The 19,850-nt window shown below is 69.9% G+C and carries 20 protein-coding genes, 1 pseudogene and 1 riboswitch; of the genes and pseudogenes, 11 read left to right on the top strand and 10 right to left on the bottom strand.

Annotated features, from left to right (window positions below; all coding sequences use genetic code 11):
• Positions 1-275 precede the first annotated feature (275 nt).
• Positions 276-1,739, top strand: a complete 1,464-nt coding sequence (gene dnaB, locus KV205_RS01145; protein ID WP_265861887.1) for a replicative DNA helicase — start codon at positions 276-278, stop codon at positions 1,737-1,739.
• A 190-nt stretch (positions 1,740-1,929) separates the two neighbouring features.
• Here dnaB and KV205_RS01140 read toward each other — a convergent pair whose 3' ends face one another.
• Positions 1,930-3,171, bottom strand: coding sequence for a hypothetical protein (locus KV205_RS01140; protein WP_265861367.1), 1,242 nt, complete (start codon positions 3,169-3,171; stop codon positions 1,930-1,932).
• An 868-nt stretch (positions 3,172-4,039) separates the two neighbouring features.
• Here KV205_RS01140 and KV205_RS01135 point away from each other — a divergent pair.
• The gene (locus KV205_RS01135) at positions 4,040-4,330 is read left to right on the top strand and encodes a hypothetical protein (RefSeq protein WP_306806229.1); all 291 of its coding nucleotides are present in this window, start codon (positions 4,040-4,042) and stop codon (positions 4,328-4,330) included.
• Positions 4,331-4,513: 183 nt separating this feature from the next.
• Complete coding sequence (locus tag KV205_RS01130) at positions 4,514-5,899, top strand: serine hydrolase (protein ID WP_265861363.1); 1,386 nt, start codon at positions 4,514-4,516, stop codon at positions 5,897-5,899.
• A gap of 50 nt (positions 5,900-5,949) precedes the next feature.
• On the opposite strand, the gene KV205_RS01125 is transcribed toward KV205_RS01130, so the two are convergent.
• The 3 genes from KV205_RS01125 to KV205_RS01115 all read right to left on the bottom strand — a co-directional run bounded on the left by KV205_RS01125 (position 5,950) and on the right by KV205_RS01115 (position 7,996).
• Positions 5,950-6,420, bottom strand: a complete 471-nt coding sequence (locus tag KV205_RS01125; protein WP_265861361.1) for a MarR family winged helix-turn-helix transcriptional regulator — start codon at positions 6,418-6,420, stop codon at positions 5,950-5,952.
• Between the two features lie 136 nt (positions 6,421-6,556).
• Positions 6,557-7,420 (bottom strand): GNAT family N-acetyltransferase, encoded by an 864-nt coding sequence (locus tag KV205_RS01120; protein WP_265861359.1) that lies wholly within the window; start codon positions 7,418-7,420, stop codon positions 6,557-6,559.
• A gap of 42 nt (positions 7,421-7,462) precedes the next feature.
• Entirely contained in the window at positions 7,463-7,996 is a 534-nt protein-coding gene (locus KV205_RS01115) for a DUF2269 domain-containing protein (RefSeq protein WP_265861358.1), read from the bottom strand.
• 77 nt (positions 7,997-8,073) lie between these two features.
• Between KV205_RS01115 and KV205_RS01110 the strand changes: the two genes are divergently transcribed.
• Together KV205_RS01110 and KV205_RS01105 are read left to right on the top strand one after the other, a co-directional pair.
• Positions 8,074-8,727, top strand: coding sequence for an HAD family phosphatase (locus tag KV205_RS01110; RefSeq protein WP_265861357.1), 654 nt, complete (start codon positions 8,074-8,076; stop codon positions 8,725-8,727).
• Positions 8,645-10,045, top strand: a complete 1,401-nt coding sequence (locus KV205_RS01105; RefSeq protein ID WP_374214606.1) for a globin domain-containing protein — start codon at positions 8,645-8,647, stop codon at positions 10,043-10,045. Before KV205_RS01110 ends, KV205_RS01105 begins: the two co-directional genes overlap by 83 nt.
• Positions 10,046-10,067: 22 nt before the next feature.
• On the opposite strand, the gene KV205_RS01100 is transcribed toward KV205_RS01105, so the two are convergent.
• The 5 genes and pseudogenes from KV205_RS01100 to KV205_RS01080 form a co-directional block, all read right to left on the bottom strand.
• Positions 10,068-10,547, bottom strand: coding sequence for an NUDIX domain-containing protein (locus KV205_RS01100; RefSeq protein ID WP_265861355.1), 480 nt, complete (start codon positions 10,545-10,547; stop codon positions 10,068-10,070).
• Between the two features lie 52 nt (positions 10,548-10,599).
• Entirely contained in the window at positions 10,600-11,496 is an 897-nt protein-coding gene (locus KV205_RS01095) for a LysR family transcriptional regulator (RefSeq protein ID WP_265861353.1), read from the bottom strand.
• 215 nt (positions 11,497-11,711) lie between these two features.
• On the bottom strand, positions 11,712-12,875 hold the full coding sequence (locus KV205_RS01090) for a cystathionine gamma-lyase (protein ID WP_265861352.1): 1,164 nt from the start codon (positions 12,873-12,875) through the stop codon (positions 11,712-11,714).
• Positions 12,872-13,012: pseudogene (locus KV205_RS01085) on the bottom strand (low molecular weight phosphotyrosine protein phosphatase); the annotation flags it as partial. The pseudogene KV205_RS01085 and the gene KV205_RS01090, both read right to left, overlap by 4 nt.
• 43 nt (positions 13,013-13,055) lie before the next feature.
• Positions 13,056-13,433, bottom strand: coding sequence for a phage holin family protein (locus KV205_RS01080; RefSeq protein WP_265861351.1), 378 nt, complete (start codon positions 13,431-13,433; stop codon positions 13,056-13,058).
• Positions 13,434-13,484: 51 nt separating this feature from the next.
• On the opposite strand from KV205_RS01080, the gene KV205_RS01075 reads away from it, so the two are divergent.
• The 4 genes from KV205_RS01075 to KV205_RS01060 all read left to right on the top strand — a co-directional run bounded on the left by KV205_RS01075 (position 13,485) and on the right by KV205_RS01060 (position 15,892).
• Positions 13,485-13,802 carry a cupin domain-containing protein gene (locus KV205_RS01075; RefSeq protein WP_265861350.1) on the top strand — a complete coding sequence of 106 codons (318 nt, stop codon included), beginning with the start codon at positions 13,485-13,487 and terminating at the stop codon, positions 13,800-13,802.
• Between the two features lie 253 nt (positions 13,803-14,055).
• Complete coding sequence (locus KV205_RS01070; protein ID WP_265861348.1) at positions 14,056-14,268, top strand: DUF5326 family protein; 213 nt, start codon at positions 14,056-14,058, stop codon at positions 14,266-14,268.
• Between the two features lie 282 nt (positions 14,269-14,550).
• Entirely contained in the window at positions 14,551-15,321 is a 771-nt protein-coding gene (locus KV205_RS01065; protein ID WP_306806228.1) for an IclR family transcriptional regulator, read from the top strand.
• 136 nt (positions 15,322-15,457) lie between these two features.
• Positions 15,458-15,892 (top strand): SsgA family sporulation/cell division regulator, encoded by a 435-nt coding sequence (locus KV205_RS01060; RefSeq protein WP_265861347.1) that lies wholly within the window; start codon positions 15,458-15,460, stop codon positions 15,890-15,892.
• Positions 15,893-16,004: 112 nt separating this feature from the next.
• On the opposite strand, the gene KV205_RS01055 is transcribed toward KV205_RS01060, so the two are convergent.
• Positions 16,005-17,384: a YibE/F family protein gene (locus KV205_RS01055; protein WP_265861346.1), complete on the bottom strand. Its 1,380-nt coding sequence runs from the start codon at positions 17,382-17,384 to the stop codon at positions 16,005-16,007.
• Positions 17,385-17,456: 72 nt separating this feature from the next.
• A riboswitch (TPP riboswitch) is annotated at positions 17,457-17,591 on the top strand.
• Between KV205_RS01055 and thiC the strand changes: the two genes are divergently transcribed.
• Together thiC and KV205_RS01045 are read left to right on the top strand one after the other, a co-directional pair.
• A complete protein-coding gene (thiC, locus tag KV205_RS01050; protein ID WP_265861345.1) occupies positions 17,585-19,399 on the top strand; it encodes a phosphomethylpyrimidine synthase ThiC in 1,815 nt (604 codons plus the stop codon). It overlaps the preceding riboswitch by 7 nt.
• A 97-nt stretch (positions 19,400-19,496) precedes the next feature.
• A complete protein-coding gene (locus KV205_RS01045; protein ID WP_265861344.1) occupies positions 19,497-19,826 on the top strand; it encodes a hypothetical protein in 330 nt (109 codons plus the stop codon).
• Positions 19,827-19,850: the final 24 nt, after the last annotated feature.

Raw genomic sequence — 19,850 nt, 5'->3', positions numbered from 1 at the left:
TGGGTGAGTGGGCTATGAGTTTGTCCACATGGCTGTCCCCCGGTCCGTGCACAGGTTCCGGGGAGTTCTCCACAGCATCTGGGCCTTCACCCACAGGGCCTGTGGATAACCAGATTGGCTGACGGTGCCCGCGGCCCTACCGTGGACCGGCGCCCGACGCGCCAGAAGCGGAGCCAAAGCCCCTTTTTTGTCCGAGCCGTGGCGTAAGAAAGAGGGGCACGGCGAGGTCCGCGGAGCGGACGGGAGGAGGTGGCTCGGTGAGCATGCCCGAGCCCATGGACGATCCCTGGGCCGACAGCGGACCCGGCGACCGGCTCCCGACGCGTACCCGCGAGCGCGGCGGCCGCGGACGGGGCCGGGAGGACCAGCACGAGCGCGGCAGCGAGGACGGCGGCTGGGACAGCGGGATCTCCGCCTTCGAGCGGGTCCCCCCGCAGGACCTGGACGCCGAGCAGTCCGTCCTCGGCGGCATGCTGCTGTCCAAGGACGCGATCGCCGACGTCGTTGAGATCATCAAGGGCCACGACTTCTACAAGCCGGCCCACGAGACGGTCTACGCGGCGATCCTCGACCTCTACGCCAAGGGCGAGCCCGCCGACCCCATCACCGTCGGCGCCGAGCTCACCAAGCGCGGCGAGATCACCCGGGTCGGCGGCGCCTCGTATCTGCACACCCTGGTGCAGTCGGTGCCGACCGCGGCCAACGCCTCGTACTACGCGGAGATCGTCCACGAGCGGGCCGTGCTGCGCCGCCTCGTGGAGGCCGGCACCAAGATCACACAGATGGGATACGCGGCCGACGGCGACGTCGACGACATCGTCAACCGCGCCCAGTCCGAGATCTACCAGGTCACCGAGCAGCGCACGACCGAGGACTACCTGCCGCTCGGCGACATCATGGAGGGCGCGCTCGACGAGATCGAGGCGATCGGCTCCCGCAGCGGCGAGATGACCGGTGTGCCCACCGGCTTCACCGACCTCGACGCGCTCACCAACGGGCTGCACCCCGGCCAGATGATCATCATCGCGGCCCGCCCCGCCATGGGTAAGTCCACGCTCGCGCTCGACTTCGCCCGGGCCGCCTCCATCAAGCACAACCTGCCCAGCGTCATCTTCTCCCTCGAAATGGGCCGCAACGAGATCGCGATGCGTCTGCTCTCGGCCGAGGCCCGGGTGGCGCTGCACCACATGCGCTCCGGCACCATGACCGACGAGGACTGGACCCGGCTCGCCCGCCGGATGCCGGACGTCTCGCAGGCCCCGCTCTACATCGACGACTCGCCGAACCTGTCGATGATGGAGATCCGCGCCAAGTGCCGCCGCCTCAAGCAGCGCAGCGGCATCAAGCTCGTCATCATCGACTACCTCCAGCTGATGCAGGCCGGCGGCTCCAAGCGGGCCGAGAGCCGCCAGCAGGAGGTCTCGGAGATGTCGCGAAACCTCAAGCTCCTCGCCAAGGAGCTGGAGCTCCCCGTCATCGCGCTCTCCCAGCTGAACCGTGGCCCCGAGCAGCGCACCGACAAGAAGCCGATGGTGTCCGACCTCCGAGAGTCTGGCTCCATCGAGCAGGACGCCGACATGGTCATCCTGCTGCACCGCGAGGACGCCTACGAGAAGGAGTCCCCGCGCGCGGGCGAGGCCGACATCATCGTCGGCAAGCACCGTAACGGTCCGACGGCGACGATCACCGTGGCCTTCCAGGGCCACTACTCGCGCTTCGTGGACATGGCACAAACCTGATCGATATCTGTGTAGGTTCTCAAATTCCGTGTCATTTTCTCAGTCGCAATGTCATCTGATTGGCCGACCTGACATGGGATTGAGAATCGCTGGCCACCGCCTTCACTCGTTCGGCTGACCTTGCCTCAGGCCCGGCGTGGGAGCCTCGCGCGGATGCGAACGTAGCGCTCGCGGAGGAGGCTGCCCACGTTCACTCGTCTGGGGACTCCGTTGCCAGCGGGATACCGCACCGCCAGCAGTCGTTCGCGTGGTCGTCCTGGCAGACGTAGCCGATGGCACCATCCACGCACCATTCGGCGGCCTCCTCGGAAAGCAAGTCAGGCCCGGCAAGAAGCAGCCGACGAAATTCCGTGGTGTCCGCAATGTCGGCCGGCCGGTTGGTGAACCACTCGTCGAACCAAGGATCGTCCCGGCGCATGCGCCAGTGCGCATTCTCCCGGTCGTCGACAGCCGTAAGGAACCGATCGACGATGCGCCCCCAACTCGGTGATCCGAACCAGCCGTTGTCGGACGCACAGAAGGATTCGATCAGGGTTCGCAGGCCGAACTCCTTCTCGTGAAGGCAGTACCTTCGCCCCCATGAGATCGCGACCTGTGCCATCTCCGCGAGTTCGTCTCGCGGATCAACCTCGTGCGCCGGGTCGTCAGGGTTGTGACAGGCCAGCCCGAGCTCGAGCACGGACTGCCCGGTCGGTAGAACCCGGGACGGGTTGACGATCGCGAGACCGAGACCGATCCAGTTGACATGGTCGAACGACAGCATCGAGCGCACGAGTCGGGTGGTTGCCGTGTTGATCCGCATCATGGTGCCGTCGTGCAGCGGACTCTTCCCGGCATGCCAGTTCTCGACGGGTGTGTTGCGCCACACGGCGAGCGTGATGCGGGTGGCAGCGAGCCACAGCAGGGCGTCGTCGTCGAGGTGCCCGAACCGCTTGGCACACTCCTGGGCGCCGTAGGTGATCAACTCTTCCGGTTTCGGCCACCTGTGGCTGTCGGGCCCTTCGGGCACGTACTCGTAGTCGTCGGCGTACTCGTCGAGGATCGCGCTCAGCTCGGCTGTGCTGTCAGCCTCGCTGTACTCGGAGCCGTCCGGCCCCTCGACGGTGTACATGTCGTGGTCCCAGGAGACGTACACGTCGCCCCAGAGCACGACGTCATCGCACTCGCTGGCGTTGTCCGTCACAACCGGCCTGATGGTGATCGGGGCAGTACGCCCGTCGGTTCGCTCGCCGTCCTTCTCGGCGGCCCATGCGGTGATGACCCCGAGCGGCTTCGGAAGGAGAGGACCGACCTCGGTGATGCTGAACGGCTCGACGTCGTCATCGGTGTCGAACCGGCTATTGACGAACGCGACCGCCTCGGAGGGCGTGCTGACGATGGACTGGCTACCACTCTCGTTGTCAACTACACGCCACAACGCCCTGTTCTTCACGGTGCTCTCCGATCGCGGTGAGTGCACCCGAGGCGGGTGCGATGCGCCGGTCGCTCGGCACTGACTCAAATTATGGGCTGATCAACCCGTCCGTAGTCCCGCAGGCGCTCGTCGGCGACGACGCTCGGGACGTTCGTGTGCAACCTGCTTTTCGCGACCGCAGGCGGCCAGCCCGTCGGGAGCGGCGTGGGCTCGCCCACCCGTTCAGACAAGAAGCCGTGGACTGTGTTCTTCAACGCGCAGGGTTCCTCGGTGGTACGGCAGGCCGACGTGATCACCGTCTGGTACTGAGCCGGGGCTTGCATCGAACACGAGAGCTCAGGAAATGACACGGACCTGATACAGCCGACGGATGATACGGCGTGAGACGGCAGATAGAACCGCAGGTCACGGCGGCGCCGCATGACACGGAACTAGAGAACCTACAGAGACTTTGTAGGGTCTCAAACTTCGTGTAGGAATCTCACGGTCGATGTCGGATGGAAGTCGGATCCGACACCAAGCTGAGATTCGCAGGTCGCTGCTGTACCTCATTCGAGTGAAAGCGTTGCTGGTGTGCTCCCGTCGGTGTGTTGGGCGGGAGCATCGTGCTGCCGGGGGCAACTCCAACTCGGGAGTGGGGATGGAAGCGACGGTCAGCTTCGTGGGCACGGTGGTCTGGGACTCCGCCCGGCGGCAGATCGCAGCCAGGCCGTCGTGATTCCTCGCTGGGGGCAGATAGTCACTTGCCGCACCCGCCCTGGCAGCTCGATCATGAAGTCTCGATCGAGGAGGCTTCGTGGGATTGTGCCTGTTTCCCGGGGACGGTGACCTCACTAGCCCGGACGTCAGCTGGTCCTACTCGGGTTTCAAGGCCTTCCGTCGGCGCTTGGCGCAGGCTGAGGGGTTCACGTTGCCGGACATGTGGGGCTTCGGTGGGGACCGGCAATGGAGCGAGATCTCATCGGCGCTTGAGCCCCTCCTTGACCATCCCGACGATGCCGGCGATCTATCCGCCGCCGACTGCGCCAGGATCCTGCCCCGGCTGGCCGAGATCATCACGGAGTGGGAGACCGAGGAAGGTGACCTCACGCTCGCGCGGCACATCGAGGACGCCCGACAGCTCGTGATCGTGTTGAGGATCTGCGTCGACTCGAACGTTGAACTGCTCTTTGGGTGACCTTGAGGGGAAGCCGGCTGACAGCCGGGGAGCCGGGACGGCATCGAGGAAATGACATGGCCGTGAGACATAACTCAGGCCAACCCGCGTGAGACACCGCCAAGACCTGCAGGTCACAGCATCGCGATATGACACCGAAAGCGAGAACCTACAATCCGGCGGAGGGCGCGGCATGATCGCCGCATGACCTCATCCTTCGAAGCCCTGTTGCCCACCACCGAGCGCGCCCTGCTGCACCGGGTGGCCGTCGCGCAGAGCGAGGGCCGCGCGCCCTCGTTCGCCGCCGGCGTCGCGCGGGACGGAGCGGTGGTGTGGAGCGGCTCGCGCAGCTGTGTCGACGGGCATGCGCCGGACGCCGAGACCCAGTACCGGATCGGGTCGATCACCAAGGTGTTCACCGCGGTGCTGGTGATGCGGCTGCGGGACGAGGGGCTGCTGAGCCTTGAGGATCCGCTGGAGAAGCATCTGCCGGGCACGGGCGTCGGCGAGGTGACGATCGCCCAACTCCTGGGCCACACCTCGGGACTGGCCGCCGAGACTCCGTCGCCGTGGTGGGAGCGGACCCCGGGGGCTCTTCGGCCGGAGCTCTCCGACGTGCTGGGGGAGCGGCCGATGCTGCATCCGGTGGGCCGGCTCCACCACTACTCCAACCCCGGTTACACGCTGCTCGGTTCGCTGGTGGAGGCGGTGCGCGGAGTGTCCTGGGAGGAGGCGCTGCGCACCGAGATCCTGGAGCCGCTGGGCCTTGACCGGACGACCGCGCAGCCGGTCGCGCCGCACGCCGGTGGCTTCGCGGTGCATCCGTGGGCGGACGTGATGATGGCCGAACCCGCCCAGGATCTGGGGGTGATGGCTCCGGCGGGGCAGCTCTGGTCGACGGTCGGGGACCTGTGCCGGTTCGGCGTCTTCCTCGCCGAGGGGGACGACCGGGTGCTGAGCGCCGCCAGCGTGGCGGAGATGCGGGTCCCGTCGGCGCCGGCCGCCAGCGCCGACGGGAAGATGGGCTACGGCCTGGGGCTCCAGCTGGTGTACTCGGAGCGCGGGACTCTGTTCGGGCACACCGGCTCGCTGCCCGGCTTCGTCGCCGGACTGTGGGTGAGCGTCGAGCACGGGATGGTCGCCGCGGCCCTCGCCAATGCCACCAGCGGGCCGCTCACGGCCACGGTGGCCGCCGAACTCATCGGGATCGTCGCGGAGGCCGAGCCCCGTTTCCCGGAGCCCTGGCGCCCCCTTCCCGCGGCCGAGGTCGACGAGGAGCTGCTCGCCCTCACCGGCCCCTGGTACTGGGGCACCTACGCGTACGGGCTGAAGCTCGGCGCCGGGCGCGCCGTGACCCTGGAGCCGCTCAAGGGCGTCGGGCGGCGGGCGACCTTCCGGGCGCTGCCCGACGGCAGCGGCTGGATCGGCCTCGACGGCTACTACCAGGGGGAGACCCTGCGGGTGGTGAAGCGGCCCGACGGCTCGGTGAGCCATCTCGACCTGGGCTCCTTCGTCTTCACCCGGGAGCCCTACGAGCAGGGCGACGCCGTGCCCGGCGGAGTGGACGAGGCGCCCTGGCGCGGCCTCTGACCGTCTCGCCGCCGGCCTTGCGCTGTTTCACGTGAAACAGCGCGCTGGGTTCAGGCGGGGACGTTCGCGGGAACGTCCAGGCCTTCGACGACCCGCACGAACGGGGCGAGCTCGGGGTTCTGGGCGGCCGTGTCCAGGGCCTCGCGGAGCGCGGCGTCGTTGGTGGGGCGGGCCTCGTCGAGGAGCTTCTGGCCGGCCTCGGTGACATCGGTGTAGATGCCGCGCCGGTCGGTGGCGCAGAGGTACCGGGTGAGCAGGCCGCGGTCCTCGAGCCGGGTGACGAGCCGGGTGGTCGCGCTCTGGCTGAGCACCACGGCGTCGGCCACCTGCTTCATCTGGAGGTGGCCGCCGGGGCCGTCGTGCTGGCGGCTGAGGACGTCGAGGAGCGAGTACTCGCGGACGCTGAGCCCGTGCCCGGCCTCCAGAGCGCGCTCGATGTGCGACTCGATCCGTCCGTGCAGCAGGGAAAGCGCGCACCAGCCCTGGGAGAGGGCCGTCAGGGCGGGGTCCGTCGCGGTCATGTGCGCTCCTCGCTTCCTCGGTCTGTCCTCGGTGTCCGCGGCCTGGAAGGGCTTCGGCTCTTTACCAGGGTAGACGATGGAACGCAAAAAGCCGCGTGTGCAATTAATCCCGCCCTGATGCCCTGACGCCCCGGGTTCAGCCCGCCGCGACGGTCAGCGGGGCGAAGCGGCGGTTCCCGTCGCCTGGCAGTTCGGCGCGCGAGCGGATCATGACGGCGTTGGTGGTGATCTGCTCCAGGCCGTTCGCCTTCAGCCAGGTCACCAGGGCGCTGTGTCCGGTGTCGATGTCCGTGCGCAGCGGGCGGTCGGTGGCGGCGGCGAGCGAGGCGATCAGGGCCTGTGCGGTGCCGGTGTCGCGGGCGATCACCGGGCCGATGACATGGGTCTCCATGTTGGGCCAGAGCGCGGCGAAGCCGGTGATCTCGCCGTCCTGCTCCGCGACCCTCAGGTGGTCGGCGAAGGCCGGGAGCCGGGTGATGAGGTGGGTGCGGTCGGCGCCGAAGATCTCGTGGTCGAGGCGGAGCACCTGCTGCACGTCCTCGGCGGTGGCGGGCCGGACGGAGCGCTCGGGCGCCGGCTCGGCCGCCGTGAAGCGGCCCCTGAGCATCTCCGCGCGTGCGACCTCCGTGAAGCCGAGCTCCTCGTAGAGCGGCTGCCCGTTGCTCGTGGCGTACAGGCTCAGCGGGGTGTCGCCGGCCTCCGCGAGGACATGGCGCATCAGACGGCGCCCGACGCCCTGCCGGGCGTAGCGCTCGGCGACCAGGACCATGCCGATGGCGGCGAGCTCCGGCCCGTACGAGGTGACCACGCAGACGGCGAGCAGCCCCTTGCCGGATGGGTCGGCGATGCCGTGTCCCACCCCGGCGGCGAGCAGCAGGCCCCACTTGTGCTCTTCCCGGGGCCAGCCCCGGTTCTCGGAGAGGTCGGCGCAGGCGAGGAGGTCGTCGGGGCCGAGGCGTCGGATCGGGAGCCGGTCGAGCGGGAGCTGAGAGAGGGGCATGGTGATCAGGCTGTCCGACGTGGCGACGGCCCGTCCACCGCTTTACGAGAACTGGCCCTGGCGAGCTGCGCGCCCCGCCCGAGGTGCCTGACGTGCGGCCGATTCCCGCAGGTGGCGGCCGCGCCGGGTCAGCCCCCAGGGCTTCAGGACGGAGATCGCCGTCATGAAGAGATAGGCCGTCGTGGAGACCACCGGGGCGCCCACCAGACTGCTGTCGGGGACCCCGGCGGCCGCCGCGTGGGCGATCTCCGGGCGCAGCGCGAAGATCGTCGCGGCGGCGGTGGCCAGGGTGAGCCAGAACTTGATCCAGACCCAGCGATGCCGGGCGAGACCCCAGGGCGTGCCCAGGGAGAGCACCAGGCCGCTGCCGAAGGTCACCAGGGCGACCGGGGCGAGCAGCCAGTCCGCAAAGACCTTCATGGCGCGGTAGGCCGCCTGGGTGAGGGACGGGTCCTGGGTGGTGTAGGCGGTGAGACCGAGGGTGAGCAGCCCCAGGCTGAGGCCGAGCCAGGCCACGGAGACCGCCACATGGACGACGAGGAGCGCCCGCCGAACGGGCCGCTGGAGATGTTTCACGTGAAACACCGTGCCGAACGACAGCGGTGTCCCGCGTCTGACCGGGGGAGTAAGCCGGCGTACTAGCCTCGGCGTACATGACGACCCTGCGCGGCCGGCGGCGGCTGCATCTCTTCGACCTCGACGGCACGCTGATCCGTGGCTCGGCGGCCGCGGTGGAGATCTCCCGGCAGCTCGGGCTGAGCCGGGAGATCGCGCAGCTGGAGCAGGACTTCCTGCTGCGCGGGCTCACCCCGGACGAGTTCGCCGTCCAGGCCCATGCGCTCTGGTCGGAGCTCACCCCGGAACAGGTGACCACGGCCTTCGAGCAGGCGCCCTGGCTGAGCGGCATCCGGGAGGTCTGGGCCGAGATCCGGGCCGAGGGCAGCCACTGCGCGGTCATCTCGCTCTCGCCCGACTTCTTCGTCGAGCGGCTCCTCGACTGGGGCGCCGACGCGGCCCACGGCTCCCGCTGGCCCGCCGTGCCCTTCACCGAGCCGATCCACCGGCCGGGCATCCTCGACGCCTCGGCCAAGGTGCGGATCGCCGGGGAGCTCTGCGCGCGGTTCGGGGTCGATCCGGCCGACTGCGTGGCGTACGGCGACTCGATGTCCGACGCGGAGCTGTTCGCGATCGTGCCCGAGACCGTGGCCGTGAACGCCGACCACCATCTGGCCGGACTGGCCCGGCACAGCTACACGGGCGGCGATCTGCGCGAGGCCTGCGCACTCGTCCGAAAGAGCGCAGCCTAGCCCTCCGCTCGGGGCGAATCACCGGGAATCCCACTTTCTGTCCGTCCTCCTCATCGCACTGCCATTCTGCGAACACAGCGGCCCACTGCGGGGAGGCAAGGACATGACGGATGCTCCGGCTGCGGCCACGGGTGCGCCGACCCTCGTGCCGGCCGTGCCGGCGGCCCCTGAGGAAACGTTCAGCGAGCCGGCGGGGGCGAAGGAGCCGGACGCCTCGGCCGACGCCGTGCTCGTCCGGCGCACGCTCGCCGAGATCGGGCCGACGGCGGACCGGGTCACCTCGTACTTCTACGCGCTGCTCTTCACCCGGCACCCCGATCTGCGCGCGATGTTCCCCGCCGCCATGGACGCCCAGCGGGACCGGCTCCTCAAGGCGCTGCTCACGGCGGCCGACCATCTGGACGACACCCCGGTGCTCACCGCCTATCTGCGCAACCTCGGGCGCGGGCACCGGAAGTACGGCACGCGGGCCGAGCACTACCCGGCCGTCGGCGAGGCGCTGATCGGCGCCCTGGAGCGGTACGCCGGCAGCGGCTGGGACGCGGAGACCGAGGCGGCCTGGGTCCGTACGTACACGACCATCTCGCAGATCATGATCGACGCCGCCGCCGAGAACGAGAGCCACGCGCCGCCCTGGTGGCAGGCCGAGGTGGTCAGCCACGATCTGCGGACCCCCGACGTCGCCGTGATCACGCTCCGGCCCGATCTGCCCTACCCCTTCCTGGCCGGGCAGTACACGACCCTGGAGACGCCCTGGTGGCCGCGGATCTGGCGGCACTACTCCTTCGCCTCCGCGCCCCGCCCGGACGGGCTGCTCTCCCTGCATGTGAAGGCGGTGCCCGCGGGCTGGGTGTCCAACGCCCTGGTGCACCGGGCCCGCCCGGGGGACATGCTGCGGCTCGGCCCGCCCGCGGGCTCGATGACCGTCGACCACTCCACCGACAACGGGCTGCTCTGCCTCGGCGGAGGCACCGGGATCGCGCCGATCAAGGCGCTGGTCGAGGACGTGGCCGAGCACGGGGACCGGCGGCCGGTCGAGGTCTTCTACGGCGCCCGCAGCGGCCACGACCTCTACGACATCGACACCATGATGCGGCTGCAGCAGACCTTCCCCTGGCTCGCCGTCCGCCCGGTCACCGAGGCGGAGGGACGGCTGCCGGACGCGGTGCGCCGCTACGGGCCGTGGGCCGAGTACGACGCGTACCTCTCGGGGCCGCTCGGCATGATCCGCAGCGGCCTGGACGCGCTGAAGGGCGCGGGCATCCCCACCGACCGGATCCGCCACGACTACCTGGGGGAGGTCGCCCGCGCGTCCTAGGAGCCCGGCAGTACCGGAGGGCCTAGCCCAGGTCGGGCGCGTGCATCGCGCGGACGCCCTCGATGTTGCCGTCCAGGTAGTGGCGCAGCGAGAGCGGGACCAGGTGGACGGCGGCGATGCCGACCCGGCTGAAGGGCACCCGGACGATCTCGTACTCGCCCAGCGGCTCGTCGATCTCCGGGCCGTGCCGCTGCGAGGTGTCCATGGACTCGAGCCGGCACACGAAGAAGTGCTGGACCTTCACCCCGGAGACCCCGCCGTCCACGATGTGCTCGACGGTGTCGACGAAGCAGGGGACCACGTCGACGATCTTGGCGCCCAGCTCCTCGTGGACCTCGCGGTGCAGGGCCTCGACGACGGTCGCGTCGGTGGGTTCGACCCCGCCGCCGGGGGTCACCCAGTAGGGATCCACGCCCGGCTTGGTGCGCTTGATGAGGATCAGGTCGTCCCCGTCGAGCAGGATGGCGCGTGCGGTGCGCTTGACCACGGGTCGTTCGGTCATGGGAAGAAAATGGCCCGTCCCCGCTGTCCTGAAACGCGCGCCGCCCGGAAACTCACCAGTCCCCCGCGGCACGCAGCAGCAAGTCGTGGGCGCGGGCGATGTGCGGCAGGGCGAGGGTGCCGGTGCGGACGACGAGGAAGTAGGTGCGCAGCGGCGGCACCGGAGGGTCGAGCAGGGTCACCAGCCGCCCGCGCGCCAGCTCCTCCTCGCACAGATAGCGGGGCAGCACGGCGAGGCCCGCGCCGGAGGCGGCGGACTCCCGGACAGCCCGCAGATCGGGGGCGATCACGGTGGCGGAGGTGGCCGGCTCGGCGTCGAAGACGGCCGCCCAGTAGCGGCTGACGAAGGGCAGCGACTCGTGCACCTCGACCACCGGCAGCCGCTCCAGGACGACGGCGCCCTTGTGCAGCAGCACCTCGGGGGAGAGCCGGGCGGCCCAGCGCGGGGCCGCGACGAGGACGTGCTCCTCGTCGCAGAGCGGGGTGGCGGTGAACAGGCCGCCGCGGGGCCGGGCGACCGCGACGGCCAGGTCGTGGTGGCCGGCGGCCAGGCCGTCGAGGGTCTCCTCCGCGTTGCCCAGGAGCGAGGAGCGGACGGCGAGGCCCTGGGCGACCAGCGGGGTGAGGGCGGGCAGCACCCGGGCCGCCGTGAACTCGGGCGGCCCGGCGACATGCAGGGTGCGCACCCCGGTGTGCTCGTCGAGACCGGTCTCGGTGATCTCGACCAGGGCGTCCAGGTGCGGGGCGGCACGGTGGGCGAGCTCGTCGCCGATGGTGGTGGGGGTGACCCCACGGGCCTGTCTGAGGAACAGCGGCCGGCCGAGCTGGCGCTCCAGGCTGCGGATCTGGCTGGTGACGGCCGGCTGGGAGAGGCCGAGGAGCGCGGCGGCGCGGGTGAAGGAACCGGCCCGGTGCACCGTGACGAAGGTGCGCAGCAGGGTCAGATCCATGTCCGCCCCCTCCCGGCGCCCGAGTCCGTGCGACCGGACCGTCCAACTAAGGACCGTCCAACTATAAATAAGTCGATAGGTCGCTGTCGCTACCGTGATTGGACACTGACACAGAGTCAACTAGCCTTGTTCGGGCGGGTGTCCGTGAGGACACCGCCGGGGGACGAGGGGCGTTCCGAGCCACGAGGGGGGAGGCTCGGAGCGCCCCTGTCGCGTCAGCCGAGCGCCTTGGCCGTCTCGTCGAGGGCGCGCAGGACGTCGGCGATCAGGTCCTCCGGGTCCTCGGCGCCGACCGAGAAGCGGACGAAGCCCTCCGGCACGGCGTCGCCGCCCCAGCGTCCGCGCCGCTCGGCGGTGGACCGCACGCCGCCGAAGCTGGTCGCCTCCTCCACCAGGTGCAGCGCCCCCAGGAAGTGCTCGGCCCAGGCCCGGTCCGGCAGCTCGAAGGAGATGACGGAGCCGAAGCGGCGCATCTGGCGGGCGGCCACCTCGTGCGAGGGGTCGTCGGGAAGCCCCGGGTAGCGCAGCCCGGTCACGTGCCGATGCCCCTTGAGCGCCTCCGCGACGGCGAGCGCGGTGCCGCACTGCCGGTCGATCCGCAGCTGGAGGGTGGCCAGCGAACGGTGCGCGAGCCAGGCCTCCATGGGGCCGGGAATCGCGCCGACGATCTTGCGCCAGCGCCGTACCTCGGCGGCCCGCTCGGCGTCGCGGCAGCTGACGTGCCCGAGCAGCAGATCGCCGTGCCCGGACATGCCCTTGGTGTCGCTGGCCACCGAGAAGTCGGCGCCCAGCAGCAGCGGCCGCTGGCCGAGCGGGGTCGCCAGGGTGTTGTCGACCGCGACGAGCGCCCCGGCCTCGTGGGCGGCGTCCGCCAGACGGCGCAGGTCGCACACGTCGAGCCCGGGGTTGGACGGGGTCTCGATCCACAGCAGCTTCGCGCCGGCGAGGACGGACAGCTGGGCGTCGCCGCCGGTCGGCGCGGACCGTACCTCGACGCCGTACGCCCGCAGCTGCTCGTGCACCAGCGGCACGGCCTGGTAGCCGTCGGAGGGGACGACGACCACGTCGCCGGCCTTCAGCTGGGAGAAGAGGACGGCGGAGATGGCGGCCATGCCGGAGGCGAAGACCAGCGTCTCGACGCCGCTCTCCCCCGGTGCCTCCAGGGTGCTGATGGCGTGTTCCAGATGGGTCCAGGTCGGGTTCTCGTCCCGGCCGTAGGTGTACGGGCCGGTCGGCTCGCCGGGGAGGTGGAAGTGGGCCGCGAAGACCGGGCCGGGCAGGGTGGGCTCGTACTTCACGGGCTCGGGCAGCCCCGCCCGTACGGCCAGGGTGCCGTCCCCGATCATGTCGTCCGCACCGCGCGTCGCGTCGCTGCTCATGCCGTCCGCTCCTTCACTTGCTCGCGCACGGCGGCGAGCAGTCCCGCGCTCGCCGCCTCGACCATCTCCAGGCACTCCTCGAAGCCGCCCCGGTCACCGTAATAGGGGTCCGGTACGCCGAGACCGGCGCCCGTCGCCCGTGCGGACGCAACGGACGTGGTACGGCATGGCGGGCAGCCCTCAGTCGCCGTCGGGCAGCACGATGTTCAGCGCCCACGAGACGACGGAGATGATCAGGCCGCCGAGCACGGCGGTCCAGAAGCCCTCCACGTGGAAGCTGAGGTCGAACTGATCCGCCAGCCAGGACGTCAGGAGCAGCATCAGCGCGTTGACGACCAGGGTGATCAGACCGAGGGTCAGGATGAAGAGCGGGAACGTGAGCAGCTTCACGACCGGCTTGACCAGGAAGTTCACCAGGCCGAAGACCAGGGCGACCAGGATGAGGGTCCAGGCCTTCTTGCCGGTGCTGTCACCGGTCAGCGTGATGTCCTGCAGCAGCCAGATGGCCACGGCCAGTGCGCCCGCGTTCGCGAGCGTCTTGACTACGAAATTCTTCATGTGTCAGATCGTGGCAGACATGATCTGGCCAGAAACAGGGGCGGACGAGCAATGAAAGCATTCCGACTGGACGAGCTGGAGGCGGAGCGCGCCGCCAACGACGGCGCCTACCTCCAGTTCCTGCGCGAGCGGAACATGTCGGTGGGGCTGTACGCGCTCGACGCCGGGGCGCTCGATCCGCAGCAGCCGCACGGCCAGGACGAGGTGTACTTCGTGGTGAGCGGCCGGGGGGCGATCACGGTGGGGGCGGAGACGACCCAGGTGGCGCGGGGCAGTGTGGTCTATGTGCCGGCGGGGGTGCCGCACAAGTTCCACCACATCACCGAGGACCTGCGGGTCATGGTGGTCTTCTCGCCGCCGGAGGCGTGATCCCGGAGACCCGGAGCATCCCGGAGCGTCCCGGGGCCTCGGAGCCCAGGAGCCGCGTGGACCCTGAGCCTCCCCGGCCCGGAACTCCCGGGTCCCTTAGGGGGCGGATCAGGGAAGAGCGGGGGCCGGGAGGGCCCCGCGGGCTCGGTGCCCGGCCCTAGCATCGAGGTGTCGGGTGCAGAGAGCGCCCACGGACCCGGTGGCTGAGCCCTTCGGGCTCGCACTCTTCGGAGATGAGGTAAGCGCAATGGCGGTGAAGGAGATTCTCGCGGGGATGCCGTGGTGGGTGAAGTGGATCGCCATACCCGTCATCGCTCTGGTCGTCTTCGGCGGCCTGATCACCAGCGTTCTGACCTTCGTGGTCGGTCTGCTGTTCAAGCTGCTGGTGTTCGTGGCGCTGGTCGGTGGACTGATCTATCTGGTCCGCAAGTTCACGTCCTCGTCCGGTTCTCGGGGCGACTGGTAGACCCGGCCGGGACCCCGGCCCGGACCGCGGCCGGGAGGCTCCGTTCACCACGGGTTACCTGCCGGTATGAATGCCCTGTCGGGTATTAGCCCGGCAGAGGGAACGCGCAGGTGGAAACCGGGTGTGCCCCCAGAGGCGCCATTAGGGTGGAAAACCTCCGCCGCCCCGGGAACCACAGGCGTAGGCCCCACGGGATCCACCGGTCCCGGGTCGCGGCGGGCGCGCGGGGGCGGCCCCCGCGGGCGGGTGCGACGCACTCGTCGACACGCCTGGGGGTGACCTTTGGCCACTGCTTCGCAGCCCGCTGCGCCAACCCTGATCGGTTCGGTTCAGCGGGCGCTGAGACTTCTGGAGGCCGTGGGCTCCCACGAGGACGGGGCCCCCGCCAAACAGCTCGCGCGCGAGGCGGGACTTCCGCTTCCCACCGCGTACCACCTGCTCCGCACCCTGACGCACGAGGGCTATCTGCGCCGTGAGAAGGGTGTGTTCGTCTTCGGCGACGCGGCCGGCCGTCTGGTCGGCGGCGGAGTTCTGCAGAATCGTCGCACCAAGATCGAAGACTCTCTCGCCCACTGGCGGGACTCCATCGGCGTCCCCGTCTACTTCGCCATCTACCGCGAGGGCGAGATCGAGCTCGTCTCCGTCGCCGACACTCCCGCCGCGCCCGCCGTGGAGGAGTGGGCGGACTTCCGGGAGACCGGTCACGCGCACGCCATCGGGCAGTGTCTGCTCAGTCAACTGGATCTGAGGAGTCGTCAAGACCACCTCGACCGCCACCCGGTGGAAGCCATCACGCCATATACGCTGCGTAATCGCCGTGCCCTTTTGGACCGTTTGGGCGGTATGGGGCGAATGGAACCCCTGGTGGAGCGTCAGGAATATGCGCTCGGCACAGTTTGTGCCGCCATCCCCATCACCGCGGGGTCAACGGCGGCCGCGATGGCGATTTCACTCCCACTTCACCAGGAAGAACGGTTGCTACCTGCTATCGCTCGGCTACAGAATGAGATCGGAAGGCTCTTCAGCTCACTCGCGTTCTCTATCAGTATCTGAAAAATCACTCCTTGTGATCTGCTAGCGCTTACAGCACGATTGCGTCAAGAGGGCCATGGGGGATCATTCCTGGCCGTTTCGACCACAGCTTTCAGCAGCGTGTTTACACAACTGCTCATCAACTGCGGGGTACATGATGCGAGAGACGGTTCAGGCCGAAGTCCTGATGAGCTTCCTCGTCTCCGAGGAGCTCTCCTTCAGGATCCCGGTGGAACTGCGATACGAGACCCGCGATCCCTACGCGGTAAGGATGACGTTCCACCTCCCCGGAGACGCGCCGGTGACCTGGGCCTTCGGCCGGGAGCTGCTCCTCGACGGGATCAACCGGCCGAGCGGGGACGGCGATGTGCACATCGCCCCCACCGACCCCGAGAGCCTCTCTGACGTGATGATCCGGCTCCAGGTCGGCGGCGACCGCGCCCTGTTCCGCGCGAGCGCGCCGCCGCTGGTCGCGTTCCTCGACCGTACGGACAAGCTCGTCCCGCTCGGTCAGGAACGTACCCAGGGTGACTTCGAGGACCACCTCGAGGCCGCGCTCGGCCGGATCCTCGCCGAGGAGAACGCGGGCTGACGGAAGGGTCGTCGAGCACGCGCCCCGGTACGAGTCCCCGCCCGCGGCCCGTCGCCCGCCCCCGTACGGGTCAGCGCCCACCCGGCCCGTACAACCGCCCCTTCGATACGTGTCACTTGGCGCGGCGCCGACGGCCGCCGCCCCCGGCAGCCCGCCCGCCCCGGCCCGCCCCGGCCTTCGCTGCCTCCGGTCCCGGACGGTCCGCCGACACCACGAGCGCCGCGAGGGCGGTGGTGATCGGCACCGAGGCGACCAGACCGATCGACCCGACCAGGGTCCGGACGATCTCCTCCGCGACCAGCTCGCTGTTGGCCACCGTGCCCACGCTGCTCTGCGCGATCGAGAACAGCAGGAGCAGCGGAAGCGCCGCGCCCGCGTAGGCCAGGACCAGGGTGTTCACCACCGAGGCGATGTGGTCGCGACCGATCCGGATCGCGGCCCGGTAGAGCCGTCGCGGCCCCATGCCCGGGTCGGCCTGGTGCAGTTCCCAGACCGCGGAGGTCTGGGTGACGGTCACGTCGTCGAGCACGCCGAGCGAGCCGATGATGATGCCGGCGAGCAGCAGACCGGACATGTCGATCTGCGGGTAGAGCCCGTGGATGAGGCCGGTGTTGTCGTCGGTGTTGCCGCTGAGCGAGGCCCAGTCGATGAAGACCGAGCCGAGCAGCCCGATCAGCAGCAGCGAGACGAGGGTGCCGAGCACCGCGACCGAGGTGCGGGCCGAGAGGCCGTGGCACATGTAGAGCGCGATGAGCATGATCGCGCTCGATCCGACGACCGCGACGACCAGCGGATTCGAGCCCTCGAGGATCGCCGGCAGGATGAACAGGGTCAGCACCAGGAAGCTGATGGCGAGCGCGATCAGCGCCATCACGCCGCGCATCCGCCCGACGATCACGACGGCGAGCGCGAAGATGCCGGCGAGCACCGCGATCGGCACCTTCCGGTTCACGTCGGTGACGGAGTACTGCAGGTCGCGCGGGGCGTCGGGGGCGTACGCCACCACCACGCCCTGCCCCTCGTGGAGTTGCCGGGGCGCGTCCGGCTGCACGACCTCGACGAACCTGCGGCCCTTGTCCTGGCCGGTGGTGACCTCGACGGTGGCCTTCGCGCACTGCCCCTGCTGCCCGTTGACCGCCTCGCGCCCCTGCGGGGTGGAGGTGTCGCCGGTCGGCGGGACCTGGGCGGCGTTCACGTCCTTGCAGTCGACGTGCTCGACGGAGACGACCTCGCCCTGCTCGGTCTGCCGGTCGAAGCCGACGCCGGTGCGCTCGTGCCCGGGCGTGGCGCCCGGCCACAGCACCACGAGCCCGACGACGACGGCGGTGGCGAAGGGGATCAGAACGGCCGCGATGACCTTGCGCAGATGCCGGGAGACCGGCGCGGCGGGGCCGTGACCGTGCGCATGGGAATGCCCATGGCCGTGCTCGGGCCCGTATTCATGGCCGTGCTCGTGGCCGTGCGGTTCGGGGGGCTGCTCGGAGGAAGTCACCGACCGATCATCGCAAGAACGTCGAGACCCCCACTGTTCAGCACGCCCGGGATGCCGCTAGCGTGGTGACACCTTTGCACACGCGGGAGCTCGGAGCACCGGGCTGAGAGGGCGCTGATCACCGTACGCACGTACGGGAAGAGGCTGCGCCGACCGCCGAACCTGTTACCGGGTAATGCCGGCGTAGGGAGATCGGTCTCATGACCATTCAGGATGCACACACGCCTGCCTCCGACCAGAACGACGGCCAGGGCGGCCGGCTCGGTCAGACCGGCCAGGGCGAGCGCACGCCGGGCTGGCACAAGGGTTACGTCGAGGGCTCCCGCCCCGACCTCCGGGTGCCGGTGCGGCAGGTGCACCTCACCAACGGCAAGGACGTGACGCTGTACGACACGTCCGGCCCGTACACCGACCCGGGCGTCGAGACCGACGTCCGGCGGGGGCTGGCGCCGCTGCGCGAGAACTGGATCATCGCGCGCGGCGACACCGAGGAGTACCCGGGCCGCCCGGTCCGGCCCGAGGACGACGGCATCAAGCACACCTCGCCGCGCGGCGGCGGGCTCAAGAACCTCGACGCGGTCTTCCCCGGCCGCCCGCGGCTGCCCCGCCGCGGCCGCGCCGGCCAGGCGGTGACGCAGCTCGCGTACGCCCGCCGGGGCGAGATCACCCCGGAGATGGAGTACGTCGCGATCCGCGAGAACGTCTCCCCCGAGGTCGTACGGGAGGAGATCGCGGCGGGCCGCGCGGTGCTGCCGGCGAACGTCAACCACCCGGAGATCGAGCCGATGATCATCGGCAAGCGGTTCCTGGTGAAGGTCAACGCCAACATCGGCAACTCCGCCGTCACCTCCTCCATCGAGGAGGAGGTGGAGAAGATGACCTGGGCGACCAAGTGGGGCGCCGACACGGTCATGGACCTGTCCACCGGCCGCAACATCCACACCACCCGCGAGTGGGTGCTCCGCAACTCCCCCGTGCCGATCGGCACCGTGCCGCTCTACCAGGCCCTGGAGAAGGTCGACGGCAAGGCCGAGGAGCTGACCTGGGAGATCTACAAGGACACGGTCATCGAGCAGGCGGAGCAGGGCGTCGACTACATGACGGTGCACGCCGGCGTGCTGCTGCCGTACGTGCCGCTCACCGCCCGCCGCAAGACCGGCATCGTCTCGCGTGGCGGCTCGATCATGGCCGCGTGGTGTCTCGCGCACCACAAGGAGAACTTCCTCTACACGAACTTCGAGGAGCTCTGCGAGATCCTCGCGGCGTACGACGTCACGTACTCGCTCGGTGACGGCCTGCGGCCCGGCTCGATCGCGGACGCCAACGACGCCGCGCAGTTCGCGGAGCTGCGCACGCTCGGCGAGCTGAACACGATCGCCAAGCGGCACGACGTGCAGACGATGATCGAGGGCCCGGGCCATGTCCCGATGCACAAGATCAAGGAGAACATCGACCTCCAGCAGGAGATCTGCGAGGAGGCGCCGTTCTACACGCTCGGCCCGCTGACCACGGACGTCGCCCCGGCGTACGACCACATCACCTCGGGCATCGGCGCCGCGATGATCGCCTGGTGGGGCACCGCGATGCTCTGCTACGTCACGCCCAAGGAGCACCTGGGCCTGCCGAACAAGGACGACGTGAAGACCGGCGTCATCACCTACAAGATCGCCGCCCACGCCGCCGACCTCGCCAAGGGCCACCCGGGCGCCCAGGAATGGGACGACGCGCTGTCCGACGCGCGCTTCGAGTTCCGCTGGGAGGACCAGTTCAACCTCGCCATGGACCCGGTCACGGCCCGCGAGTTCCACGACGAGACGCTCCCGGCGGAGCCCGCGAAGACGGCCCACTTCTGCTCGATGTGCGGCCCGAAGTTCTGCTCGATGAAGATCTCCCAGGACATCCGCCGCGAGCACGGCGGCGACCTGAAGGCGGAGGAGATCGAGGCGGGCATGGCCGAGAAGTCGGCCGAGTTCGCGGCCGCGGGCAACCGGGTGTACCTGCCGATGGCGGACTGACCCGGCGACCGTAAGCACGAGGCGGGCCCGCGGCCCATGGGGGGAGTCGCGGGCCCGCCTCCGACCGCTCACGGCGGCGTCGTATGGGATCGCCCGGGTGTACGACCTCGAACGGGCACTGACAGAGCCGGGCGTGCTCGACGGTGATGGCCTGCTGCCTTGGCGGAGCTGGGCCGACGCCGAGATCTACGCCGCCTGTTGGCTCGCCGGCGATCGCCTGGCGGTGGCGACGGGTGAGGACGAGGGCGAGGAAGACGAGGACGACCCGGCGACGCTGGGGCACAGGCAGTTGGGCGTGCGGTCGCTGTCGGAGCAGAGACACGTACCGACTTCCGTGGCCGCGCTCCATCCGGACGGCAGCCGTCTGGCGGTAGCCCAGCCGGACGGAATCGCGATCGTCACGCTTCCGCCGCCGGTCGGCCGTTGAGCCCGAGTCCGCCGAGTCCGCCGA

This window comes from Streptomyces sp. SKN60 (assembly GCF_026236535.1).
Taxonomy (GTDB): Bacteria; Actinomycetota; Actinomycetes; order Streptomycetales; family Streptomycetaceae; genus Streptomyces.
This window is presented reverse-complemented; position numbering and strand designations above follow the sequence as displayed.